This window comes from Phycisphaerae bacterium, from assembly GCA_018003015.1.
Lineage (GTDB): Bacteria > Planctomycetota > Phycisphaerae > UBA1845 > PWPN01 > JAGNEZ01.
In genome coordinates this window covers 196,052-217,888 of sequence record JAGNEZ010000003.1, presented here as the reverse complement: position 1 = coordinate 217,888, position 21,837 = coordinate 196,052, and the positions used below count along the sequence as shown (strand labels likewise).

11 protein-coding genes and 1 other RNA gene are annotated in these 21,837 nt (G+C 63.9%); 7 read left to right on the top strand and 5 right to left on the bottom strand.

Features of this window, described 5'->3' with window-relative positions:
- Window positions 1-195 precede the first annotated feature (195 nt).
- Window positions 196-846, top strand: coding sequence for a bifunctional 4-hydroxy-2-oxoglutarate aldolase/2-dehydro-3-deoxy-phosphogluconate aldolase (gene eda / locus KA354_02650; GenBank protein MBP7933525.1), 651 nt, complete (start codon window positions 196-198; stop codon window positions 844-846).
- A 94-nt stretch (window positions 847-940) separates the two neighbouring features.
- Here eda and KA354_02645 read toward each other — a convergent pair whose 3' ends face one another.
- Window positions 941-2,155 (bottom strand): hypothetical protein, encoded by a 1,215-nt coding sequence (locus KA354_02645; GenBank protein MBP7933524.1) that lies wholly within the window; start codon window positions 2,153-2,155, stop codon window positions 941-943.
- A gap of 195 nt (window positions 2,156-2,350) precedes the next feature.
- Here KA354_02645 and KA354_02640 point away from each other — a divergent pair, with 195 nt between their 5' ends.
- Window positions 2,351-3,346, top strand: coding sequence for a lysophospholipid acyltransferase family protein (locus tag KA354_02640; GenBank protein MBP7933523.1), 996 nt, complete (start codon window positions 2,351-2,353; stop codon window positions 3,344-3,346).
- A gap of 1,162 nt (window positions 3,347-4,508) precedes the next feature.
- Here the strand turns inward: KA354_02640 and KA354_02635 are convergent.
- A complete protein-coding gene (locus tag KA354_02635) occupies window positions 4,509-10,670 on the bottom strand; it encodes a M6 family metalloprotease domain-containing protein (protein ID MBP7933522.1) in 6,162 nt (2,053 codons plus the stop codon).
- 381 nt (window positions 10,671-11,051) lie between these two features.
- Between KA354_02635 and KA354_02630 the strand changes: the two genes are divergently transcribed.
- Window positions 11,052-11,633: an RNA polymerase subunit sigma gene (locus tag KA354_02630; GenBank protein MBP7933521.1), complete on the top strand. Its 582-nt coding sequence runs from the start codon at window positions 11,052-11,054 to the stop codon at window positions 11,631-11,633.
- 66 nt (window positions 11,634-11,699) lie between these two features.
- Window positions 11,700-14,993, top strand: a complete 3,294-nt coding sequence (locus tag KA354_02625; protein MBP7933520.1) for a serine/threonine protein kinase — start codon at window positions 11,700-11,702, stop codon at window positions 14,991-14,993.
- Between the two features lie 177 nt (window positions 14,994-15,170).
- Here KA354_02625 and KA354_02620 read toward each other — a convergent pair whose 3' ends face one another.
- Window positions 15,171-15,533 (bottom strand): hypothetical protein, encoded by a 363-nt coding sequence (locus tag KA354_02620; protein ID MBP7933519.1) that lies wholly within the window; start codon window positions 15,531-15,533, stop codon window positions 15,171-15,173.
- 262 nt (window positions 15,534-15,795) lie between these two features.
- Here KA354_02620 and KA354_02615 point away from each other — a divergent pair, with 262 nt between their 5' ends.
- Window positions 15,796-15,987 (top strand): hypothetical protein, encoded by a 192-nt coding sequence (locus KA354_02615; GenBank protein ID MBP7933518.1) that lies wholly within the window; start codon window positions 15,796-15,798, stop codon window positions 15,985-15,987.
- Window positions 15,988-16,206: 219 nt separating this feature from the next.
- On the opposite strand, the gene ssrA is transcribed toward KA354_02615, so the two are convergent.
- Window positions 16,207-16,560: a transfer-messenger RNA gene (ssrA, locus tag KA354_02610) on the bottom strand.
- Window positions 16,561-16,673: 113 nt separating this feature from the next.
- Window positions 16,674-18,074, bottom strand: a complete 1,401-nt coding sequence (locus KA354_02605; GenBank protein MBP7933517.1) for a 3-isopropylmalate dehydratase large subunit — start codon at window positions 18,072-18,074, stop codon at window positions 16,674-16,676.
- Window positions 18,075-18,353: 279 nt separating this feature from the next.
- Between KA354_02605 and KA354_02600 the strand changes: the two genes are divergently transcribed.
- Entirely contained in the window at window positions 18,354-20,360 is a 2,007-nt protein-coding gene (locus KA354_02600; GenBank protein ID MBP7933516.1) for a HEAT repeat domain-containing protein, read from the top strand.
- A gap of 462 nt (window positions 20,361-20,822) precedes the next feature.
- A complete protein-coding gene (locus KA354_02595) occupies window positions 20,823-21,773 on the top strand; it encodes an ATP-binding cassette domain-containing protein (protein ID MBP7933515.1) in 951 nt (316 codons plus the stop codon).
- Window positions 21,774-21,837: the final 64 nt, after the last annotated feature.

Here is a 21,837-nt window from a genome sequence, read left to right as displayed (position 1 = left end):
CAAGAGGGCCGAACATCGTCCTGAACAAGCAATGTTCCACCTCTGGAGACCCTTATATCACAACTCCACAAGCTGTAAAGGCTTGTATTATAGGACCTTATGAGGGCGCGCCCGGCGAGTTACACCCTAATGACTTGGCCAAGAGGCCGGACTCCCTCGGAATCTGAAACCGAAGCCGGACAGGAGCAGCGAGTCATGACCAGGATCGACGTCCTTCAGCAGATCGAAAGTGCAGGCGTGGTGGCGATCATCCGGGCGTCGAGCAGCGAGCAGCTCATCGATGTGGTCGAGGCGCTCCGGGCCGGAGGGATCGCCTGCATCGAGGTGACCATGACCACACCGAACGCCCTCGAGGTCATCCGCAACGCCCGCCAGGCGTGCGGCGATTCGGCGGCGATCGGCGTCGGAACCGTGCTGGACGCGCCTACAGCCAACGCCGCTATTCTGGCGGGTGCCCAGTTCGTGGTCGCACCGATCACCGACCTCCCGACGATCGAGCTCTGCCGGCGAGAGGGAGTGCCGGTCTTCCCCGGGGCCATGACCCCAACCGAGATCGTCCGAGCTTGGCAAGCCGGAGCCGACATGGTCAAGGTCTTCCCCACCACATCGCTCGGGGCGACGTTCATCCGCGACCTGCGCGGGCCATTCCCCCAGATCAAGCTAATCCCCACTGGCGGCGTGACCCTGGAGACGGTAGCCGATTTCATCAAGGCCGGTTCGGCGGCCGTCGGCGTCGGATCCTCCCTGGTCACCAAGGCGGCGCTCAAGAACCGGGACTTCGCGGCCATCAAGGCAACGGCCGAGGAGTTCCTGAAACGCGTGCGAGCGGCCAGGGGTACGAGCTGAACGCCATGGCCGACAACCGCCATCGCGCGGCGGAGAACGGCGACTCGTGCCGCGGACGGCCTGGGACCACGGGCGTGCTTGGCGGGATGGACGTCTACGGGATGATGATTTCCTGAGAGAGACAGCGCGGGCCTTGGGTTTCGTCATCCCGCCAGAAGAGCTCGACGGTGTAGCTTCCGGGGGCCAGGTTGGCGATCGTCGAGCAGGATTCGTAGCAGCACAGGCACTTGCACGGCGCAGGAACGTACTCCGTCTCGGTCAGCCGCAGTGTTCGGCCGACCACGGTGAGCGTAGTGCGGATTTCGGTCAGACAGCAGTTGTACGCCGCGTTCTTGTGGACCACCCTCAGCGCGTTGCCTTCGATGGTGACGGCGATCTCATCATCGCCGCACAGGCTGTTGGTGGCCGCCGTACTTCTCTTGGCAGAGTTGCTCGCTAAGCACCCGCTGTTGCTGTACGCCTTGAGTACCGGCATCCGCGGAACGACCAGGTTGAGGTGGTTGCGGATGGTCAGCATGTCGAGGAGGTTAATGGTTCCATCAGCACTCACGTCGATGCGGACGTTGTTGGCCGAAGTCGGCTGATTGAGCCCGTTGCGAACGGCGAGCAGGTCGAGAATGCTGATCAGGCCGTCACCGTTCACATCGCCGACCAGTACGCCGAAGTTCAGAACGTCCTGCACGACGCGGTCGGCTTCATCCACGATGCCGGGGAAGGTGAGGCTCAAGCGGGCAGCTTCAGGGGCTTCGGCGATGTCGATGGTGAGCTCGGCGCCGTTTGCGGTCGCGGACGTGACTCGCCCATTGCTGGCCGCCGTGCCGGCCAGGCGAACCGCCCATTCCGGACTGACCGCGAGTTGAACGGCCCGGTCGAAGGTGACCACGATCTGGGTGGGACCACCGAGCCGACACTCGCCGGCCAGAATCGCTCCGGATAGCGGGTGAAGCAGGTCAATATCGGCTGTCGCGATGTAACCCTGGGACCGTCGAGACACCGCCCGGATGATGGACGGTGGTTGGTCGGCACAGATGCCCTTGGCGGCCACGCTCACGCCGGCCTGGGCGGCGCTGCAGGGGTTGGCGTAGGTTCGGCCATCGCAGCCGCAGACCGGATCGTCATCCGGGGGGCACGCCTCGGGACGGGCAACGCAGATGCCCTGGCCGCTGCAGTCACCGGTCTCATGCTGGCAGTAATCCTGGCCGGCACAGTCCTGGTCGGTCTGGCACCTGGTCGACTGCCCGCTCGTGGAAGCGACCGCCAGGGCCGTGCAGAAGACCGCGGACGCCAGTACCCCAAGCCGGGAGAACATCTTCACCCTCCTCGTCGCTCAAAGCCGAGGTCTTCAAGAATGATCGCGGGGAAATGGCCTTTACGACCCCGCGCCTGTAAATATACCTATTCAACGAACGAGAGGCAAAGAAGTTGTCTGGAGAAAGGCCGAAAAGCCGAGAGCTCAGGAGATCGAAACCAGGGAAATCGAACGTCTGGAGCAAGGCACGGGGTCATGCCTGTGAACCATGGGGATAGCGGCTCGAAGTGGTGGGTCCGGGCGGTGCTTTGGCTGAACGACCTGCACCGGCGGGTGCTCGGCGTCTGGTTCAGCATTCTCGGTCCGCGGGTGGCCTACACGGTCACGGGATTGCTGGCCCGGCTTCTGTACCGGCTGCTGACGCCGCTCCGGCAGCTGAGCGAGTCTCAGTGTGCGGCCGCCCTGGCCGGCCTGATCCCCGCAAACGCCGTAAGCCGTGTCGCCGAAAGGGCCTTCGTTCATCGGGTCTGGGATCTCACTGATCTCGTGTTGGCCGACCGGCTTCTGCACGCGGGAACGTACAAGCGGTATGGCGGCCAAGTGCCCGAGCCGCACCTGGGTCGGATGCTGGCCCTCCAGGGGCGTGGTCAGCCGGTCATCCTGCTCAGCAGCTATTATGGGCCCTTCGATCTGTTGCCCCTCTTCCTGGGCTTCAACGGCATTCGGGCTGCAGCCGTCTACCGCCGGCATGCCAATACGGCCTTCGATGCCTACCGGCGACGGATTCGGGCTCGCGGCGGGTGCGAGCTGGTTGAGGTTGAGCGTGGAGCCGATCGCCTGGCCGCTGCCCTTCAAGCAGGCGGTTCGATTGCCCTGGTAGCGGACCACTACGCCGAACGGCGGGGCATGGGGGCCACCTTCCTCGGTTTGCCCACCCGGGTCGTGAGGTCGGTTGGCCTGTTCGCTTGGCGGTACGAGGCGGACGTGGTTGTGGCCGGTATTCGTCGCCTGGGGACGTTCCAGTTCGAGGTCATCGTCGAGGACGTCATCGATCACACCGACTGGCGGGACGAGGAGGATTCGGTGGCGTACATTACCAACCGTTATCTGCGTGGCCTGGAACGTATCATTGTGCGTGATCCAACGCAGTACCTCTGGGCGCACACCCGCTGGGGACAGGAGGCGGCGCTGCAGGCCTTGCAGGCGGGCGGCCCCGTCCCCGGCGCTGCCGCGGGAAGCGCCGGCAAATGATACACCGCGGCTGGGGAGAAACGCCACTGCGGCCCGAACCCTGATAAACGGGACTCGATTCGCGCCTGTGGTTCGGCGTTGCCGCGGGCCGTGTCGCGAATGGCATCTGGAATCGGCGGGCGATCTGCGTGGGGAGTATTCGCGGGCGGATGCATGATCGGGCGGGGACGCAACCGCGCTGCGCCGCTCGGTGGTCGTATTTCGCCCCAAGCATCCGCTCCGCCGTCCTCGGCTACGGCGTCCTTCTCCGGTGTGGCAGCCTTACTCCGGAAGACATGGTCCGGCAGGGGCGACTGCAGCGCAAGACTGGAGGCGGCGGGAATCGAACCCGCGTCCCCCTGTCGAAACGCCCAATGAATCTGCAGATTTCAGGCGAGCGCGGCACAGAACGCGGCGCACTACCCACCATTCCAGCCGACCTACAGGCCCTGATCGACGGATGGGCGTCACTACCCGAGGGCACCCGAGCGGCCATCCTCGCCTTGCTCAATGCGGCAAGTCTGACGGAGGGCAGACGATGAGCAGCGAGGGTCCCAGCCCACTCGGACGCCGACAAGGGCCGGTCGGGTTCATTACCGGTCCCGGAGCGACAGGCTTCTTGCAGGAGATGTGCCGTGATGCGATGGAGGAACGGACGGCGGATCGTACTGGCCTGGGAGGATTTCCAGAGAGTTACCCTGCGGACTGGCCTGTGGCCGGAGGTCCACGACCGGATGTATGCCCTGCTTGCCGCTGGTATGCGAAGGAACACCGTCAAGCGCCGGGTGATGCGGGAGTTCCTCGCCCAGCTCATCCTGGAGCTGGCACCGGAACCGGGCATGCCGCCCTATTCTGTGCCCATGCCCCCGCTGCCTCCGCCGGCCAGACAGGCGCCGGTGTCAATGTGCCCTTCTCCCCCCGCGTCAGCTCTGCCACGGTCGACGCCGCCGAGCAGCCCGCCACCGCCTCGACCATGGCCGCCTCCGCCGCCCGCGCCGCTGCCCTCGCGATGAAAACGGGGCCCATCCAAGGGCTCGCCAGCAAGCGATCCGGACCCCCCGCCAGACGCGCTGACGGTACCAGATCCTATCTCGCCTGCCCGGCGAAGCGGTTTTGGGCTTGGGTCCCATGTAGCGCAGCCGCGGGCTGGAGGATGCCTCGCGATGTACTTGCCCGGCGTTCTTCACTTCGCACAATCCGGGTCTGCGGGCTTGCCTGTGCCGCTGTAGCAGCGCTGGAAGAGGCCGAAGTCGGATTGGTCCACGTCGCCATCCTGGTCGAGATCCTTGGCGGTGCATCCGGCCGGATGCGGTATCATCGGCCCCGACGCACAGGCTTGGAGGATCAGGAGGTCATCGGCGTCCACATCGCAATCGCGGTCGAAGTCGGCGGCGGGAGACGTCGTTAGAAAGGTCAGGACCGCAGTCGTGCTGGTTTCCGAGCCGCAAAGGTTGCTTACCAGGCAGTCGTAATTGCCCGCGTCGGCCACGCCGGCCGGATTGATCGTCAGCATGGCGGTGGTCGCACCGGAGACGTTGCCGCCATCGCTCAGCGCGGCGCCGTCCTTTCGCCACTGGTAGCTGGGCGGCGGCGTGCCCTCCGCTGTGACCGAGAAGCTGGCACTGCCGCCCGTGCAAGCCGACTGACTCGCCGGGTGCCGGATGATGCTGAGGGCGGGGAAGACCTCCAGGGCGGCCGCATTGCTGGTGGCCGATCCGCAATCGTTGCTCACCATGCAATCGTAGCTACCTGCATCGGCCGGCGCAACCGGGTTGAGGCTAAGCGTGGCCGTGGCCCCACCAGAGACGCTGCCGCCATCGCTCAGCGGCATACCATCCTTGCGCCACCGATAGTTCAGCGGCTCGGCGCCGGCGGCTACGGTGAAGGTAGTGCCGGTGCCCGTGCACACGATTTTGCCTGACGGGTGCTGCGTAATCACAGGACAGCTCAGTGCCTGGAATCTCCACACCGGGCCGGGCGTGTCGCCAGCGGCGTTCTTAGCAACCACCTTCCAGAAGTACCAGGTTTCCGGTACCAGCGTGGGAAGCGTCCAGCTGCTCGTCACCGTATTGCCGGCCGGCGCTGGCGGATCCGTGGTGCCGAAGTACACATCGTAAGTTGTGGCGCCGGAGACATCGGCCCAGTCCAGGTCGGCCTCAAGTGAGACGTTCGTCGCTTGATCGGCCGGAGCCGGCGACCACGGCGTTGCCGGAAGGGCGGCACAGATCCGAGTGACAACCTGAAGGCCGGCACGGTCGCACGCAACGTAGGCGTAGTCGCCTGAGAGGGCCACGTCATAAGCGTACACGCCGGTGGCGCCGCCGTAAGATCCAGCCCATGACGGCGCGGCCGGGTTGGAGATGTTGATGACCTGGAGGCCACCAGTACTATCTGCCACGTACGCGTAGTCACCGGAGACGGCCACACTGTAAGCGTGCCCGATCGTGTCGTACCCCCCGACCCGCGTCGGCGCGGCCGGGTCGGAAATACTGATGATCTGGAGTCCGGCACCGTAATCCGCCACATACGCGTAGTCGCCCGAGACGGCCACGCCGTAGGCGTTCCCGCTCGTGTCGTAACCCCCGATCCGGGTTGGCGCGGCCGGGTTGGAGATGTTGAGGACCTGAAGCCCCGCCGTGTCATCTGCCACGTACGCGTAACTGCCCGAGACGGCCACCCTGCGAGCGTACCCGCTCGTGTCGCAAGCCCCGACCCGGGTCAGTGAGGCCGGGTTGGAGATGTTGAGGACCAGAAGGCCTGCGTAAGCATACGCCACGTAGGCGTAGTTGCCGGAGACGGCCACATGCAAAGCGGAATCACTACCGGGCGGTTCGTAATTCGAGACCCAGCTTGGTGTGGCCGGGTTGGAGATGTTGATGACATCGACGCCTTGAGTTTCGACCGGCACATAGGCGTAGTTGCCGGAGACGGCTACGCCGACAGCGTCCCCATATAGGTTGTATACCCCTCCTACGTGCCTCGGCGCGGCCGGGTCGGAGATCTCGACGACCATAAGCTCCTCAAAGAGTGGGCCAGAGCCCGCCACGTAGGCGTAGTCGCCAGCGACGGCCACCTGTTTTGCAGAAAAGCCGTCGCAGGTCCCAACCCATTCAGGAGTCGGCCCGCATAGTGGCTTCACGGTAAAGCCGTCCGTCAATGAACCGGTCTGACCGTCGGGATTAGTCACCACCACGTCCCGCGCACCCAAGAACGCTCCGGTCAGATCGAACGTGCAGGTGATCTTCACAGGACTCACAACCGTGACGCCGGTCGCCGCGATGTCCGGCAGGCCCGCCTTGCTCAAGTTGACGCTCGCCCCGCTCAGGAAGCCCGTGCCCGCCAGGTTCGTGATACTCACGAGCCCCGTGTTTAGGCCCGAATTCGGCGTCATCTCGGCGGCGGTCGGCGGAGGCACCGTCAGCGTGATAGCGTCGCTGGCCGGAGCGGATTCACCACCGGCGTTCCGCACCTTGAGATACACGGTCTTGGTGCCGTTGCCGATGGACAGGGTAAACGAAGGCGCCGTCGAATAACTCTGCCAGCTTGCGCCGGCGAAGCTCGAAGATTCGCTAGCCATGTATTGGGTCGGGCTGTTCGCGAAGCTATTGTTCAGCGTCACCGTCCCCGAAGTGGTGGTGGCCGTGCCGTCGTTGATCGCGAAGGTGAGCACCACCGGCGGGGTCGTCAGCGTGATCGCGTTGATGCTGGGGACGGTTTCTCCAAGGGCGTTCCGTACCTTGAAGTACACGATCTTATAGCCGTCGCCGGCGTACAATTCGAACGACGGGGCGGTCGAATAGGGCAGCCATGCGGCGCCTGCGAAGTCGCTCCGCTCGCTGGCCATGTATTCGGTCGGCTCCGCGTTGGAGCAGGTGTTGTTCAGCGTCACCGTCCGCGAAGTCGTTATTTCCGCGCCGTTGTTGATGGCGAAGGTCTCCACCAACGGTATGCCCGATTCGACCAGCTTGATGCCGTCGGAAACGGCGGCGGACTCTCCCACCGCGTTCCTCACCTTGAAGAACACGGGTTTGCCGCCATTGCCAGGCGACAACGGGAACGACGGCGCGGTCGAATAAGGCAACCAGCCGGCGCTGCCTGAAAAGTCCGACCGCTCACTGGCGATGTATTCATACGGCGCGTTGGAACAGGTGTTGTTCAGCGTCACGGCGCGGGTCGTGGTTGTGGCCGCGCCGTTGTTGATCGCGAGGCCGGTCACCGCTGGCGCGCCCGGCTCGATCAGCAGGATGGTAACGCTGAGAGGATAGTCGCATTCGCCGGCGCCGTTGCGGACCTTGAAGTACACGGTCTTGGTGCCGCTGTAGGCCGACAGCAGGAACGACGGTGCGGTCGAATACGGCAACCAGGTGCCCCCTGAGAAGTCCGAGTTCTCGCCGGCCATGTATTCCGTTGGCGGCGGGCTTGACGCACAGGAGTTGTTCAACGTCACTGTCCGGGAAGCGGTCGTTTCCGACCCGTTGTTGATCGAGAAGACGTACAATATCGGCACACCCTCGGCCAGGAGTATGGTGTCGCTGAGGGAGGCCGATTCCCCGCAGGCATTACGAACCTTGAAGTAGACGGTCTTGGCGCCGTTGCCGCTCGACAGGACGAATGAAGGAGTAAGCGTCCCGTAGGGCCGCCAGACGGCGCCTGCGAAGCTGGATGACTCGCTGGCCATGTATTCCGTTGGATCATTCGAGCAGGTGTTGTACAGCTTCACCGTCCGCGAGGCGGTCTGGGCGGCGCCGTTGTTGATGGAGAACGACTTGACGACCGCACATTCGGCCAGCGTGATCGTGTCGCTGACAGGGGAGGAGCCCCCGCCGTTGTTGGCGACTTTGAAGTAAACGGTCTTGGTAGCGTTGCCGTCGGAGAGGGTAAACCAGGGCGCGTTCGAATAGGTCTGCCAGACGGCGCCTGAAAAACTGGCGTTTTCGCTGGCTATGTAATGAGTCGGCGAGTTGGAGCAGGTGTTGTTCAGGGTCACGGCGCGCGAGGCAGTCGTGTCCGCTCCGTTGTTCATGGCGAAGGTGTCCACCACCGGCGGCGGTTGCGGCTCGGCCAGCGTGATCGTATCACTGACCACGGCGGATTCTCCACAGACATCCCTGACCTTGAAGAACACGGTTTTGACCCCGTTGCCCGGAGAAAGTTCGAAATCCAAGTTTGGACCCCAGGGCTGCTGCCAGGTTGCACCCACGAAGGTTGGCGACTCGCTGGCCATGTAGTCGGTCGGCCTTCTCGGCGTGCAGTTATGGTTTAGCTTCACCGTTCGAAAGTCCGTCGTCTCCGCTCCCAGGTTAATCCTGAACTGCGTCACGACCAGGAGCGGCTCATCGAGCCTGATCGTTGCGGTGACGGGGAGTGATTCCGTAGACCCTTCCTTGACCTTGAAGTAGACGGTCTTGACGCCGCTGCAGGGCGACAGGACGAAGCTGCACACATGTTCCCAGAGTTGATCCCATTCCCAGGTGGCCCCCGCGAAATCAGGCGACTCACTGGCCATATAATGGTCTGCCCTATGCGGGCAGGTCCAGCGCAGCGTCACGGTCCGCGAGGTCGTGGTCTCGGCACCGCCATCAATCGTGAAGGTATACACCGTAGGACGCGGATCGGCATACCGCCATCCCAAGACTGAATCGCTGCAGGGCGCGTCAGCAGAGGCGTTGCGGGCCTTGACGGAGTAGTAATAGTGGACCCCGGGCTCCGCCGTGAAATCGTCCCAGGCTGTGGCGGGGGACCATACCCGGGCCAGCGGCGGCTCTGGGCAGCCAGGAGTCTGGGTCGCACTCCGGTAGATGAGGTAGTCTGCAGCCCCGTGCGAAGCATCCCAGGTCAGGCGGACTTTGTCCGTGTATTGACCGGTGCTGCCCCAGAGCCCGGTGGCGCCTGACGGCGCGCACGCGCCGCAACAGCACCAGACGTACATGGCATTTCCTACCGGCGTAAACGCGTTGATGCACACGCCGGTGTCGAAGCCGGAATAATTGCGGCTGCTGGGTGTCGAGTTCAACCCGAACCGCGTTTCGGGACCATAGAAATCACCAGCGTCAGCCCGCAAGGCTTGTTCGATCTCCTCGAGACCATCAGCCTCCATGAGCCTCATGTACTTGATTGGCGTATACGAGTTGTCATAGAGAAAGTCTGTGCCCTCGGTGTTCAGTGTGGAATTCACGTGCCAGATCAGGCAACCGTCGGCGGGCAGTCGGTCGTCATTCAGAGTGCGTGTGCGGTGCTGGATCATGAAGAATTCGTCAAACAAGGTGCTGCCGGTCGCGCCAGGCATGATCAGCACGGCCTTTGACACTGACGCGGTGGGGAGAAGACAGACCGTCTGATCTCCGGCCGAGACAACGATCGGGTCCAGCCATCCCAGCATCATCTTCGAGAAGCAGTTGTGATCACCCCAGTTGGCGTCCATCATGTCGAGGCCGCCAACACCACCCATGGGTCCCTCAATGTCTTTGTAGTCGTAAAGATCAGGCAGGCCGAGCAGGTGCCCTGTCTCATGGATATCAACATGCGGCTGATAGACTTGACCTTGTGGCCTCGAGATCCATGACCAAACGTAACGGCCGAGGACCTTGCCATCCACCCGGTAACTGGGATTGGCGTCCCAGGTTGGCTGACAGGCCCACCAGAAACTGCCCCAGCCGTTGTCCGGACCCGTCCACTTGATGAAGAAGGCGTCAATGACTCCATCGTGATCGTTGTCGTATTGGGCGAAATCGTGCGTAGCGTTGTACGCGTTGATTGCCTCCATGATGAGGGCTTCCCGGCCGGCGGTCCCATAGTGGGACCGGTTGTATTGGGCCGTGTACCAGCCCAGGACATTTCCCTGGATACTGAGATGCTGGTACGAGGACCGTCTGTAGAAAAGGGAGAGGCTTTCATAGGGATACTGACTGGTATCACCGGTGCCAAAGAACTTGCTCGACACGTCCGCCGGGGTCTGGTTGGCGGCATGGGGAAAGTCCGGGAAATCGATAAGGAGCACAAGCACGTTCGGCGTGCCGGTCGAGGGTAGACCGCCCTGCCAGTCAGCCGGGGGGGCAAGTAGGAGCGAATCGGAGTATTCAACAACCGTGTCCCCCGCGGCTTTGAGCAGCCTTTGCCGGGCATTGCGCACCAGGTGCGGCGCGGCCTTGTGGTTGCCCGTCAGCTTGGCTTTCTCGATCCGCTCCGCAAGCGTGCCGTCCTCGTTGTACTGCCGCCATTCCTCGGGTGTGGGCTTCTCCAGAGCCAGCCCCGCGCGCGGGGCGACTAAAAGGATGAGCCCCATCCCGGCAAGGTTCATCAGCCGCCTCAAAGAACGCGGACGATCGTCGGAGAATAGCCAATTCACGATGCTCTCCTTTCAATTGCGGGCCCGCTGCATCCCACCGAGACGCCGTCACGCTCGAATTGGGGCTCTCTATTCACTGACGGCGAAAACAGACACGCACGAAAGCTCATGGCCATGACGAGTGCTCCTTCCTGAAGACAGGTTCTGTGGGCACGCCCGCCGTGATGGCGAGAGCACACCACTCAATCCGCTTCCCCCGTTCGTGAAGGCGCAAACGGCCGTCGGCCGTTTCACGGGTCCCTGGACGGACGGACCAAAGTTGGTCACACCTGCACTGTCATTTGTTCCGTTGACTTGCCATCAGTACATGCGATAATGGCGCTTTCGATTGGACATCAACGCCAAGGCGCGTTCGTAAAAAGCACAAAGGCGGGATAAGTCATGCAGGATTTGACCGCCATTCTCAGAGCGGCTGCATCAGGGGACGGAGAAGCCTCATCTCAATTGCTGCCCTTGGTTTATGACGAGCTGCGCAGCTTGGCTGCGGCCAAAATGGGCAAAGAGCCGGCCGGACACACGCTTCAACCGACCGCACTGGTGCACGAGGCCTTCTTACGCTTGTGCCGAAATGGCCAGCAGAACTGGGAGAACCGAGCTCATTTTTTCTGCGCAGCCGCCGAGGCCATGAGGCGGATACTCGTCGAGCGGGCTCGGCGCTGCCATCAGCGCAAACGGGGCGGCGGGCGGGTCCGCGTACCACTCAACGAGAACTGGTGTGCCCCGAACAAGGTAGGAGCCCAGTTGGACACGCTGGATGTGGACGAAGCTCTCAGCAAGCTTGAGAGATTTGACGGCCGGCTGGCTGACATCGTCAAGTTGCGTTGCTTTGCTGCCATGAACATTGCCCAGACAGCCGAATCGCTTGGGCTTTCGGCGAGAACGGTGAGCCGGGAATGGCGGCTGGCCAAGGCGTGGCTGGCCAAAGAGCTCGAAGCCGGGCCGGGCGCGGCTCCGCGGTCGTAGCTCGGAGTGTCCTGCGCCGGCCCCTTTTCTCGCATGTACCGTCGGTCGGGCTGATGGGACTCCCACATGTTGCCGGAACGCTGGGAAAGGATCAAGGAGCTGTTCCACGCTGCCCTGGACCGGCCGGCAGAGCAGCGACAGGCTTTCCTTCTGGCCGAGTGTGGCACCGACGAGGAAGTCCGCCGCGAAGTAGAGGAATTGCTCGCCCACGACCAGGGAGTCGCCGAAGGTGAGGCCGAGGCTGCCGACGAGGACCCGGGTCACACCCAAGCCGCGGATCCGGCCGTCCAACCCGTCCCCGATGCTATCGGCCCCTATCGCATTGTCCGGCTCTTGGGCGAGGGCGGCATGGGCGTGGTCTACCTCGCCGAGCGGACCGAACCGATCCACCAGGCCGTTGCCCTCAAGGTGCTCAAGGCGGGCATGGATTCCCGCCGGATCATCGCCCGCTTCGAGGCCGAGCGAAACCTGCTCGCGATGATGGAGCACCCCAACATTGCCCGGATCTTCGATGCCGGATTAACGGACGACCATCGGCCTTTCTTCGCCATGGAATACGCCCCGGGCGAGCCGATCACCGGTTTCTGCGACCGGCGGAGTCTTTCGATCCAGCAGCGGCTGGAGCTGTTCACGCAGGTCTGTGAGGCTATCCAGCACGCTCACCACAAAGGCGTGATCCACCGAGACATTAAACCATCCAACCTCCTTGTGGTGGAGCAGGACGGCCAGCCTCAGGTGAAGGTGATTGATTTTGGCGTAGCCAAGGCTTTGGCCCATGAGCCGCTGGAGCAAACGCTGCTCACGGAGGAAGGCATCCTGGTGGGTACGCCGGAGTACATGAGCCCGGAGCAGGCGGCCGGCGCGCCAGACGCAGTGGACATCCGCTCGGACATTTACTCGCTGGGCGTGGTGCTGTATGAGTTGCTGGCCGGGGTACCACCGTTCGAGCCGGAGGAGCTTCGGCGGGCTGGGCTGGAAGCCATTCTGAGGACGATCCGCGAAGCCGATCCGCCGCACCCCAGCACGCGCTTGCGCTACCTGGGAGACAGGGCTACCGACGCAGCCCGGCACCGCGGAACGATCGTGCCCACGCTCGTTTCCACGCTGCGTTGCGAACTCGAGTGGATTCCGCTCAAAGCCCTGCGGAAGGACCCCGGCCAGCGATATCACTCGGTGGCCGAACTGGCCGGCGATATCGCGAACTACCTGGCGGGCCGCCCGTTGCTTGCCGGGCCGGAGTCGATTTGGTACCGCACGAGGAAGCTGCTCCGCCCCTACAGGGCACACCTCGCCATCACCGCAGGATTCGCCGTCATCCTGGCGATCATCGTGCCTGTCCTGGTGCACGTGGTTCGCGCCAACCGCCAACTCGCCGAGTCGGCATCCTTGCCGGAATACCTGACCTGCATCAAGGCCGCGCAAAAGGCCCTGAACAACGGCGCCTGGGACACGCTGCGCCAGCAGTTGGACAGGGCTCCGGCCCGCCACCGCAACTGGGAGTGGCATTACCTCAACTCCCAGCACGAGGACCAGAAGGCGCTCAGCGGACCCGGGAATGCCGCTTCCGACCGGGACGCGCTTGTTCTGCGGCAGCCCATGCTTCTCCGTGGGAACAGCGGGTGGACGCGGTCAGCCGTGTTCAGCCCCGACGGCGCGCGCATCCTCACGGCCTCCGGCGATCAGACCGCTCGAATCTGGGACGCGGTCACCGGCCGGAAACTGGTCGTGCTCTGGGGGCACACCAGCCTCGTCGAGCGGGCCACTTTCAGTCCGGATAATCGCCTCGTCCTCACCGGCTCTGCGGATCAGACAGCTCGACTGTGGGATGCAGCCACGGGCCGACCGATTCGGTTGCTTGCGGGCCACCAGGGAGAGGTCACCGCAGTCGCCTTCAGCCCGGACAGCCGACGGATCGTGACCGGCTCGAAGGACAACACCGCCCGGCTCTGGGATGCTGGCTCCGGAAAGGAAATCATGGTGCTCCGCGGGCACGAACGCGATGTGCGTTCGGTGAGCTTCAGTCCGGACGGCAAGCGAGTCCTGACCGGTTCTTACGACCGGACTACCCGTATCTGGGATGCGGCAACGGGCAGGCAACTTAACGTGATCCGAGGGCACCGCGATGAGGTCGTCTCCGCCGCATTCAGCCCGGACGGCACCCGCATCATAACGGGCTCCCAAGATGCTACTGTCCGACTCTGGGAGGCAGTTACGGGCGGGGAACTCAACACCCTTCACGGCCATGGCGGTCGGGTGTATTCGGTCGCATTCAGCCCGGATGGAAGCCGGATCGTCAGCGCTTCCGCAGATGGGACCATCCGGCTCTGGCATGCCCGAACGGGCGAGACTGTGCTTGTGCTGCCTGCCCCTAAGCATCCTTTTTGGGTTGCTTTCAGCCCCGACGGCAGGCGCATCGTGGCCGGATTGGCCACGTGGGACAACGCCTGCGTGTGGGACAGGCTGCCCATGCGCGTTCGGCACACCGAGCGACTGGCCGCCCTCGCCGCAAGGAGCCAGGCGGAATCCGTGGTCAGCGAGTCGTACGCCCGGCTGCGAGATTGGTCCAGAGTCGCGGCAGAAATCGAGAATCGCAGGGGCTTGTCCAACGAAGTGCGAACCCAGGCGCTTCATGGCGTCCTCCTCAAATGTGCCGCCGAAAGCTCGGAGAGCGAACAGGCGCTGTCGACGATATACGAACTCGAGTCGCTGGCTCAGTCTGTCCAAGGCGTTCAGGAAGGCGTGACGCTAGCCCTGTCCATCAGTCCCAGACCGGCAGACCTGGCGATGGCGGCGCCCCGCCAGCTCCTGTGGTACGGGGAGTTCCTCATTGTTGGCGGGCAAGCTGAAAAGGCGGCCACGGCGATCAAATCCGCAGCCGGCCAATACGGCGCTGAGGATTACTATTCAAAGTCCCTGGGCTGGGCACTATTGAGTTGCGGTCGCGAAATGGAAGCTATGGCAGCTCTCAGACAATCTCTGCGGGCTTGCTCAGATTGGTCGAACGGTCCACCGGCCAATGCCGATCCCGACCACTGGTGCTCTGCCTATTACTTGGGCTTGGTTACCGAGGAGGAATTCCTCAAACGCTGGTGCGAGGACGCAGTTGCGAAGCGAACTCTCGGCCCCGTGATCTGGTTTGCAGTGGGTCAGCTCAGAGAGGTCCGCGGCCAGCGGGAAGAGGCTATCCTCGCGTATCGCAACTCGGTTTCGCTCGGTAGCTCCGAAGGTGCTCATTGGTCGGCCAACTTCGCCGCTTACCGGCTGGGAGTCCTGACCGGCAGGATCGTTCCACCCGCCGGCACCACGGGCCCCGCCGAGTCTGCGCCCGAAGCCCTGGGAGGCATGCCCTCACCGCGGTAGCAGTGCTGGAACATAGCTGGTACTACAGTTGCGTTTTTCGTTTCCGGGTCCTGTAGTGACATCGTTGGGCCGTGGCCTGGTGTCTGCGACACCAAGCGGACCACACCATGGTCCGCTCGTCCTCGTTCAGTCGCGGCCAGATGATTCGAATCAGGAGTCATCGGACTTCCGGTTCCGTCAGCAGGACGAGGTCGCAGCGCTTTTTGAGTGCGCCCGCTTCGGCGATGCTCCGGCCGAGCGAACAACGATCAGGAACACCAAGGCAAACATCGACAGCATGATGTGGCGATGCCAACCGTCCCACGAGTGGACCTCGTGCTCATCCAGCCCCGTTTCCTGCTTCGCGGCTTCGAAGCAGACTTCAATGACCCAACGCTGCCCGGTCGCGATCACCAGGTCTTTTGCGGGGGTCCTCTTCGGGGCGGCACAGAGGTAGTACGCTCGCTCTCCGGTTCCGATGTTCCGCCGAATGAGCAGCCACCGAATAAGGCCCTCCTCCGTCGCCCGCACCGCTGCCCTCGCGATGAAAACGGGGCCCATCCAAGGGCTCGCCAGCAAGCGATCCGGACCCCCCGCCAGACGCTCACAATCACGATTGTCAAAGAGCGAGCCGTCATGAGCGGCCCTCCTCATTTTGTGTTTGCGAAGCCCGTGGGCCTGCGAGTCCACCTCGGCAACGGGTCCAAACGGGCGTCCTTCGACGAGCGAACTCCACTCGACGCGGTGAGGCGAGGATGGCCTGAAGACGATTCTCCATCGCCGTGCCCAGACCGTAGCGGTGGTGGCGGGGGAACTTCTCCGTGTGCCGGACCAGCCACAGCATGAAGTCGTAGAAATCGGCGATGAGGAGCGGCTGGTCACGATCACCGGCCAGGGCAACATGATGCGGTGGGTACGCAAGATCACGGCGGCGGCAGGGGTCGAGCTCTGGGAGAAGCTCTGGCAGACCCTCCGGTCGAGCTGCGAGCGGGAGTGGGCGATGAGCTTCCCGTAGTATGCCGTCAGCAAGTGGATCGGCCACGATATCACCGTGTCCGGCAAGCACTACACCAATGGCGTCCCCGATGAGCTCTTCGATAAGGCGGCCCGGGGCGCGGCGCAGAATGCGGCGCAGTACCCGACCGCTGGACCTCGCAGTATCCCGCAGTTCCCCGGGGTCACCCCCCAGGAAACCGCAGCAAACCGCATTCAACCGCAGGATCTCGCTAGAGGTAATTGGAGGCGGCGGGAATCGAACCCGCGTCCCGTGGCATTTCAGAAGAGGCTTCTACGTGTGTAGTCGTCTGATTTGTTCTCGGCCGCCCGGCGCCCAGCGACAGGCTCCGGCCAGCCCAGCGTCGTGGTGTTCTGACTCATGTGTCACGGCGCCTACCCTCATGAGCGAGCCTGCTGTCGTCGCCCTGCCGGATAGCAGACATCTCCGCCAGGACGGGCTGCTATTTAAGCAGCCATGCGCAACGGGTTAGCGTTGGCACTTGTGTTTGCGTCAGGAGTTTAACCAGGCCACCTGACAACCTGGACACGCCACCTCGACCTCATGCTGCCCGGTCGAGCCCAAATCGCCCCCTTAAGTCATCCAAGTATAGCATCTCCACAAGCCGGTCGCCATGTCCGGAACGGGCCATTTCCCGCCAGAGATGCACACGGCCACGGTATAGCACCTCTCTTTGTCTGCCCCCTTCACACCACGCCGGCCGTGCCGGTCGGGATCGACGCGCCAATGTAGTCGCGCGGGTCGGTTACCCGCCCAGTCAGGGCGCTGGCCGCCACGGTCAGCGGCGAAGCCAGGTAGACCCCCGCATCCCGGTGGCCCATGCGGCCAGGGAAGTTGCGGTTGGTCGTACTGATACAGGCGATCGGCTGGTTCAGGCGGCCGAAGGTGTCGGCCGGACCGCCTAGGCACGCGGCGCAGCCCGACGGACCGATCGTGCAGCCGGCATCCTTGAGGACGTCCATGACCGACTTCTCGCCGTTGGTCCTCGTCTCCCCTCGAACATTGAGTCGGAGCATGTCCGCGTGCACCTCGGTCGAGCCCGGTACGACGAAGGTCGGGATGCTCACCTGTCGCCCGCTGAGAATGGCCGCCGCAAAGATCATGTCCGTGATCTTGCCGCCGGTGCAGGAACCCAGGTACGCCCGGTCGATCCGGGTCCCCTGACAGTTGCGGGCCGTGTCGATGTTGTCCGGCGAATGCGGCTTGGCCACCAGCGGCTCGAGATTGGCCAGGTCCCACGCATGAACGGCGTCGAACTTCGCATCAGCGTCGTCGGTGAAGACCTCCCAGCGCGCCCGGTTGGAACGGGCTTTCACGTAGCGGAGGGTCTTTTCGTCCACGTCGCAGACCCCGTTCTTGCCGCCAGCCTCGATGGCCATGTTGGTCAGGGTCATGCGGTCCTCGAGTGTCAGGCTGGCGATGCCCTCGCCGGTGAAGTACATGGCCTTGTAGGTCGCCCCGCTGACCGAGATACGGCCGATCACTGCCAGAATCAGGTCCTTGGCGGTCAGATAGGGCGGGATCTGCCCGTGGAAAACGAACTTCATGGTTGGCGGGACCTTCAGCCACAGCTTGCCGGTACCCAGCACGAATCCGGCGTCGGTGTTTCCGATCCCGGTGGCGAACTGTCCGAACGCCCCGGCCGTGCAAGTGTGACTATCCGTGCCCAGCAGGATCTCGCCCGGTCGAACGTGGCCCTCCTCTGGCAGGGTTTTGTGGCAGACGCCCTTGTAGCTGGTCTGGGTCGGGTCCTTGTAGGGGCTGGGCATCCCCTCGCCCTGGATGAAGTCGGGATCGTAGTAGTACTTGATGCCCTGCTCGCGAACGAAGTCGCGGAGGATGTCTATATTGCGGTGGGCCATCCTATCGGCCGTGAAGATGTAGTGGTCGGGGATGATGATGACGCGCTCCGGATCCCAGACCCGGGCGGCCCGGCCGAAGTTCTCCTTGAACACCCCGATCGTGCCCGGTCCGCAGACGTCATGAGTCATGAGGATGTCCACGCTCACCCAGATGTTGTCGCCGGCCCGGACGGACGGTTTGCCTGCGTGCTTGGCGAGGATCTTCTCGGTCAGGGTCTGTCCCATCGATGGTCCTTTCAGGGAGCATCGTGAGTACCACGGGGCGCCGACGAGCATGCCTTGTCGGGTGCCCGCTTCGATTGCCGCTCGCCGTCCGGCGGTGGGTCCTCGAGGTCTCAGGATGCGTTCCCGCTGACTTATGGCCAAATACTGGATTGTAGCTCCGGCCGATGGGGGCCGCAAACTGAGATGCCCCTTGCAGAGAAGCCCGAGAAGGGTTAGAAAGAAGACAATCGCGAGGTCTTCCCGCCGCGAGGACCGCCGCCGCCAGGAAAGCTGGAGTCCATGGTGCGCTCGAACCGAACGCGACTGGCTCAACACCAGCCGCCGTCGTTCCCACGTCGGCGTCGCGCAGCAAGTGCATCTATTCTGCTGACGCTCATCTCGGCCGCGGCGACCCTGGCCGGCACCGACCGGTGCGCCGCGATCGACGTCACGGCTTCTGCCCCTGCCACCCGCCCCGTGCCCGTGACTTCTTCCGAGCTCGTTGCCACCGAGCTCGTGAGAGTCGCCGGGCAGAGCGACGCCAAGACCCGGCGAGAAGCGGCGACGACCATTCTTCGTACCAGGACGGCCGAGGGGGTCAAGTCGCTGGCCACCCTGCTCGCCACGGAGAACAACAGTGCCGCCAAGCTGGCGGTCTGCGAGGCGGTGGTCCTGGTCAAGCCCCAAGCTCCCGAGTTCGTGCCCGCCTTGCAGCAACTGCTCGGCAGTGAGGATGTCGATCTGCGCAAGGCGGCCGCGGCGGCCCTGGAGACCTACACGGACCCCAAGGTGATCGCCCACCTCGACGCGTATCGCCGCGAACAGCAGTGGAGTCTCACCCAAGCGCACCTCAAGAAGCTCATGGACGCCCTGTATGAAGAGACCACCGACGAGACCAAGCGCATCGCCTGGCTAGGCGAGTGGCTGAAGTCGGAGCTGGCCATCGAGCGCTTCAAAGCCCTCGACATCATTCACGAGGCCCTTCGCCGGAAGGGGACCAAGCCCACCGCCGAGGTTCTCGAGGTCATTCGGGGAATGGGCCGTGACTCGGACGAGGTCGTTCGGCAGAAGGTGGTCATGGTCCTGCGCGACCTCGGTTTGCTCGAAGATGTCCCCCTGATTCGAGCCATGCTCAGGCAGGAGGATGCCCCAGCCGTCCGCGAGGAGATCTACAAGGCCCTGGGCAAGCTGGCCGATCCGGACTCCATCGATGATTGCGTCGCCGGGCTGCACGACACATCGGAGTACGTGGCCGCGGCGGCGGCCGACGCCCTCGGCCGACTCTGCGAGAGAGGCAAAGGGAGAGCGTCGCTCAAGCTCTCCACCGTGGTCGAGGCCATTGGCGCTCGTATCCGGCAGCCAATCGCCGCTCCCCAGCTTCGCGTCGATTTGTTCGAGGCCATGTCCGATATCGCCGACCCCAAGTTCGGTTCGATTCTGGTTGACAGTCTTCAGCCCGCCGATCCGGAGGCGGCCATTCGGCAGGCGGCGGTCCGCGGCCTCGGGCGGATCGGCGATCGGGCCTATCTCCGGCTGATTATCGACACGCTGGGCACGGACACCAACGCCGGTGTTCGCGAGGTCGCAGCCGAAGCCCTGGGTGCACTCGGCGATCAGCCGAATCTCCTGGACATTCTGCGCAGCCGCATGGATCTGAAGAACGAGTCTTCGGCCGCCGTTCAGTCCCGGGCGTGGCAGGCCTATCAGCAGGTCTTCCAGCGACTCCAGCCGGCGGATCAGGAAGTGGCCCTGGCCTCCTGGTCGGGAACCGACGCCAAGGAGCTTGGCCGGAGAGTCGAACTGCTGACCAAGCTGGAGACGCAGACCGGCACCCGGGCTGCCGACGCCCGCCGTCTAGCCCAGGTGCGCGACCAGCTCGGTGATGCCCTGTTCGCCAGCAACCAGATTGAGGAGGCGGCTGCCGCCTGGACACGTGCCACGGTCGTGCTGCCGGCCGTGCAGTTGGCCGACCATTCCCGCATCGTCGCCAAGATGATCGACGGCTGCTTCAAGAACGCCGCCCCCGATCCGGTCATCACCCTGGCCGGCAAGGCCAGGATTCCCGAAATCCGCAGGCTGATCGCCGGCCGATTGCTCGAGTACCTGCAGCAACTGAGTCGCGAGGATCGCCAGGCGGCCGCTGCTCTGCTCGACAAACTCACCCAGGCGGTTCCCGATCGCTTCGGCTCGGAATGGTCCGCCCGGTTCGAGGCGCTCCGGCTTGCTCCCTCGGACGGAGCCTCTTCCGGGTCCCCGTCTGGCGGCACATCACCCCCTGCGACATCCGCCACGCCAGGAAGCCGCTGACGCCGTCGGGCCGTGCCCTGGCCTGAGGGCCTGCGGCGAGTTGATTCTCCCCGCAGGGCTGTTGGGGTGGACCTCGCCTCGACCGCCGGTCCCTCGCCGCCCGAACCGCTCTCTCCCCTGGCTTGCCAGGCGCAGGATCCGGGGGCACCGTGTGGCGATCACTGGCCGCGGGTCCGGTTGGACAAGGGATACCTCCTGCAACCCTTGGGCTTGCTTGGCCCCCCGGAGGTTCCCACATCGGGTCTTGACACCTGCGAAGGGCTCTGCTATCAGAAACCGCCTGCGATTCGGGGAAGATCCCTGCGGGCATCGGGGAACAGGCAGGGGAGCCCGAACGCCGTTGCGAACCTTGGCCGACCGGTCGACGTACCGATTCAAAACCGGCCGGCACGGACGGTTCACGCTATCGATCGGGCTTAATCACAATAAGTCTTTTGTAGGCAATGTTTTAGGTTGGCAGTTATGATCGAAGTCAAGAACCTCACCAAGTGTTACGGGTCGTTTCTGGCCGTCGACAACATCTCCTTCACCGTGCAGAAGGGTGAGATCGTCGGCTTTCTGGGGCCCAACGGCGCCGGCAAGAGCACAACTCTGCGGATCCTGACGTGCTACCAGCCTGCGACCAGCGGGACGGCCACCGTGGCGGGCTTCGATGTCTTCACCCAGTCGATCGACGTGCGACGCCGGATCGGCTACCTGCCGGAGAGCAATCCGCTGTACCCGGAGATGCGGGTCAACGAGTATCTGACCTTCCGGGGCAAGCTCCACGGCATGGACCGCAGTCAACGGGAAGCCGCCATTCACCGGGTGACCGAGCGCTGCTGGCTGGGCGACTTCGTCAACCGGCCGATTCGCCAGTTGTCCAAGGGCATGAAGCAGCGTGTCGGTCTGGCCGATGCCATGCTCCACGATCCGGAGGTGCTGGTTCTGGACGAGCCGACCATCGGTCTCGATCCCAACCAGATCCGGGAGACCCGTCGGCTGATTACCGACTTGGCCAAGCGGCACACGATCATCCTCAGCTCGCACATTTTGTCCGAGGTCGAGGTTGTCTGCGAACGGATGATTATTATCGCCGGGGGCAGGGTACGGGCCAGCGGCCAGATCAGTCAGTTGCACGATCAGATCGTGGGGGCCTCCCGTCTGATGGCCGAGATTCGCGGCCCGCTGCACGAGATCGAGAACGCAGTGCGGAAGATTGGTGGCGTTCGCAAGGTCGAGGCCACCGCTCACCAGGGCTGGAACCGGCTGCGGATCGAGAGTGGCGACGGCCAGGACGTCCGCGAGGAAATCGCCAGCTTGGCGATGCAGAACCGCTGGGGACTGCGCGAATTGCGGCTGGAGACGGGCAGTCTGGAAGAGTACTTCACCCGGATCACCGCCGAGACCGCCGGCCGCAAGGCGGCGGGTTGAGCCGGTCCGCTCCGGCGGGTCGGGTCTGGCGGCGGTTCGTCGGCCGCACGCTCTTGCGTATCAG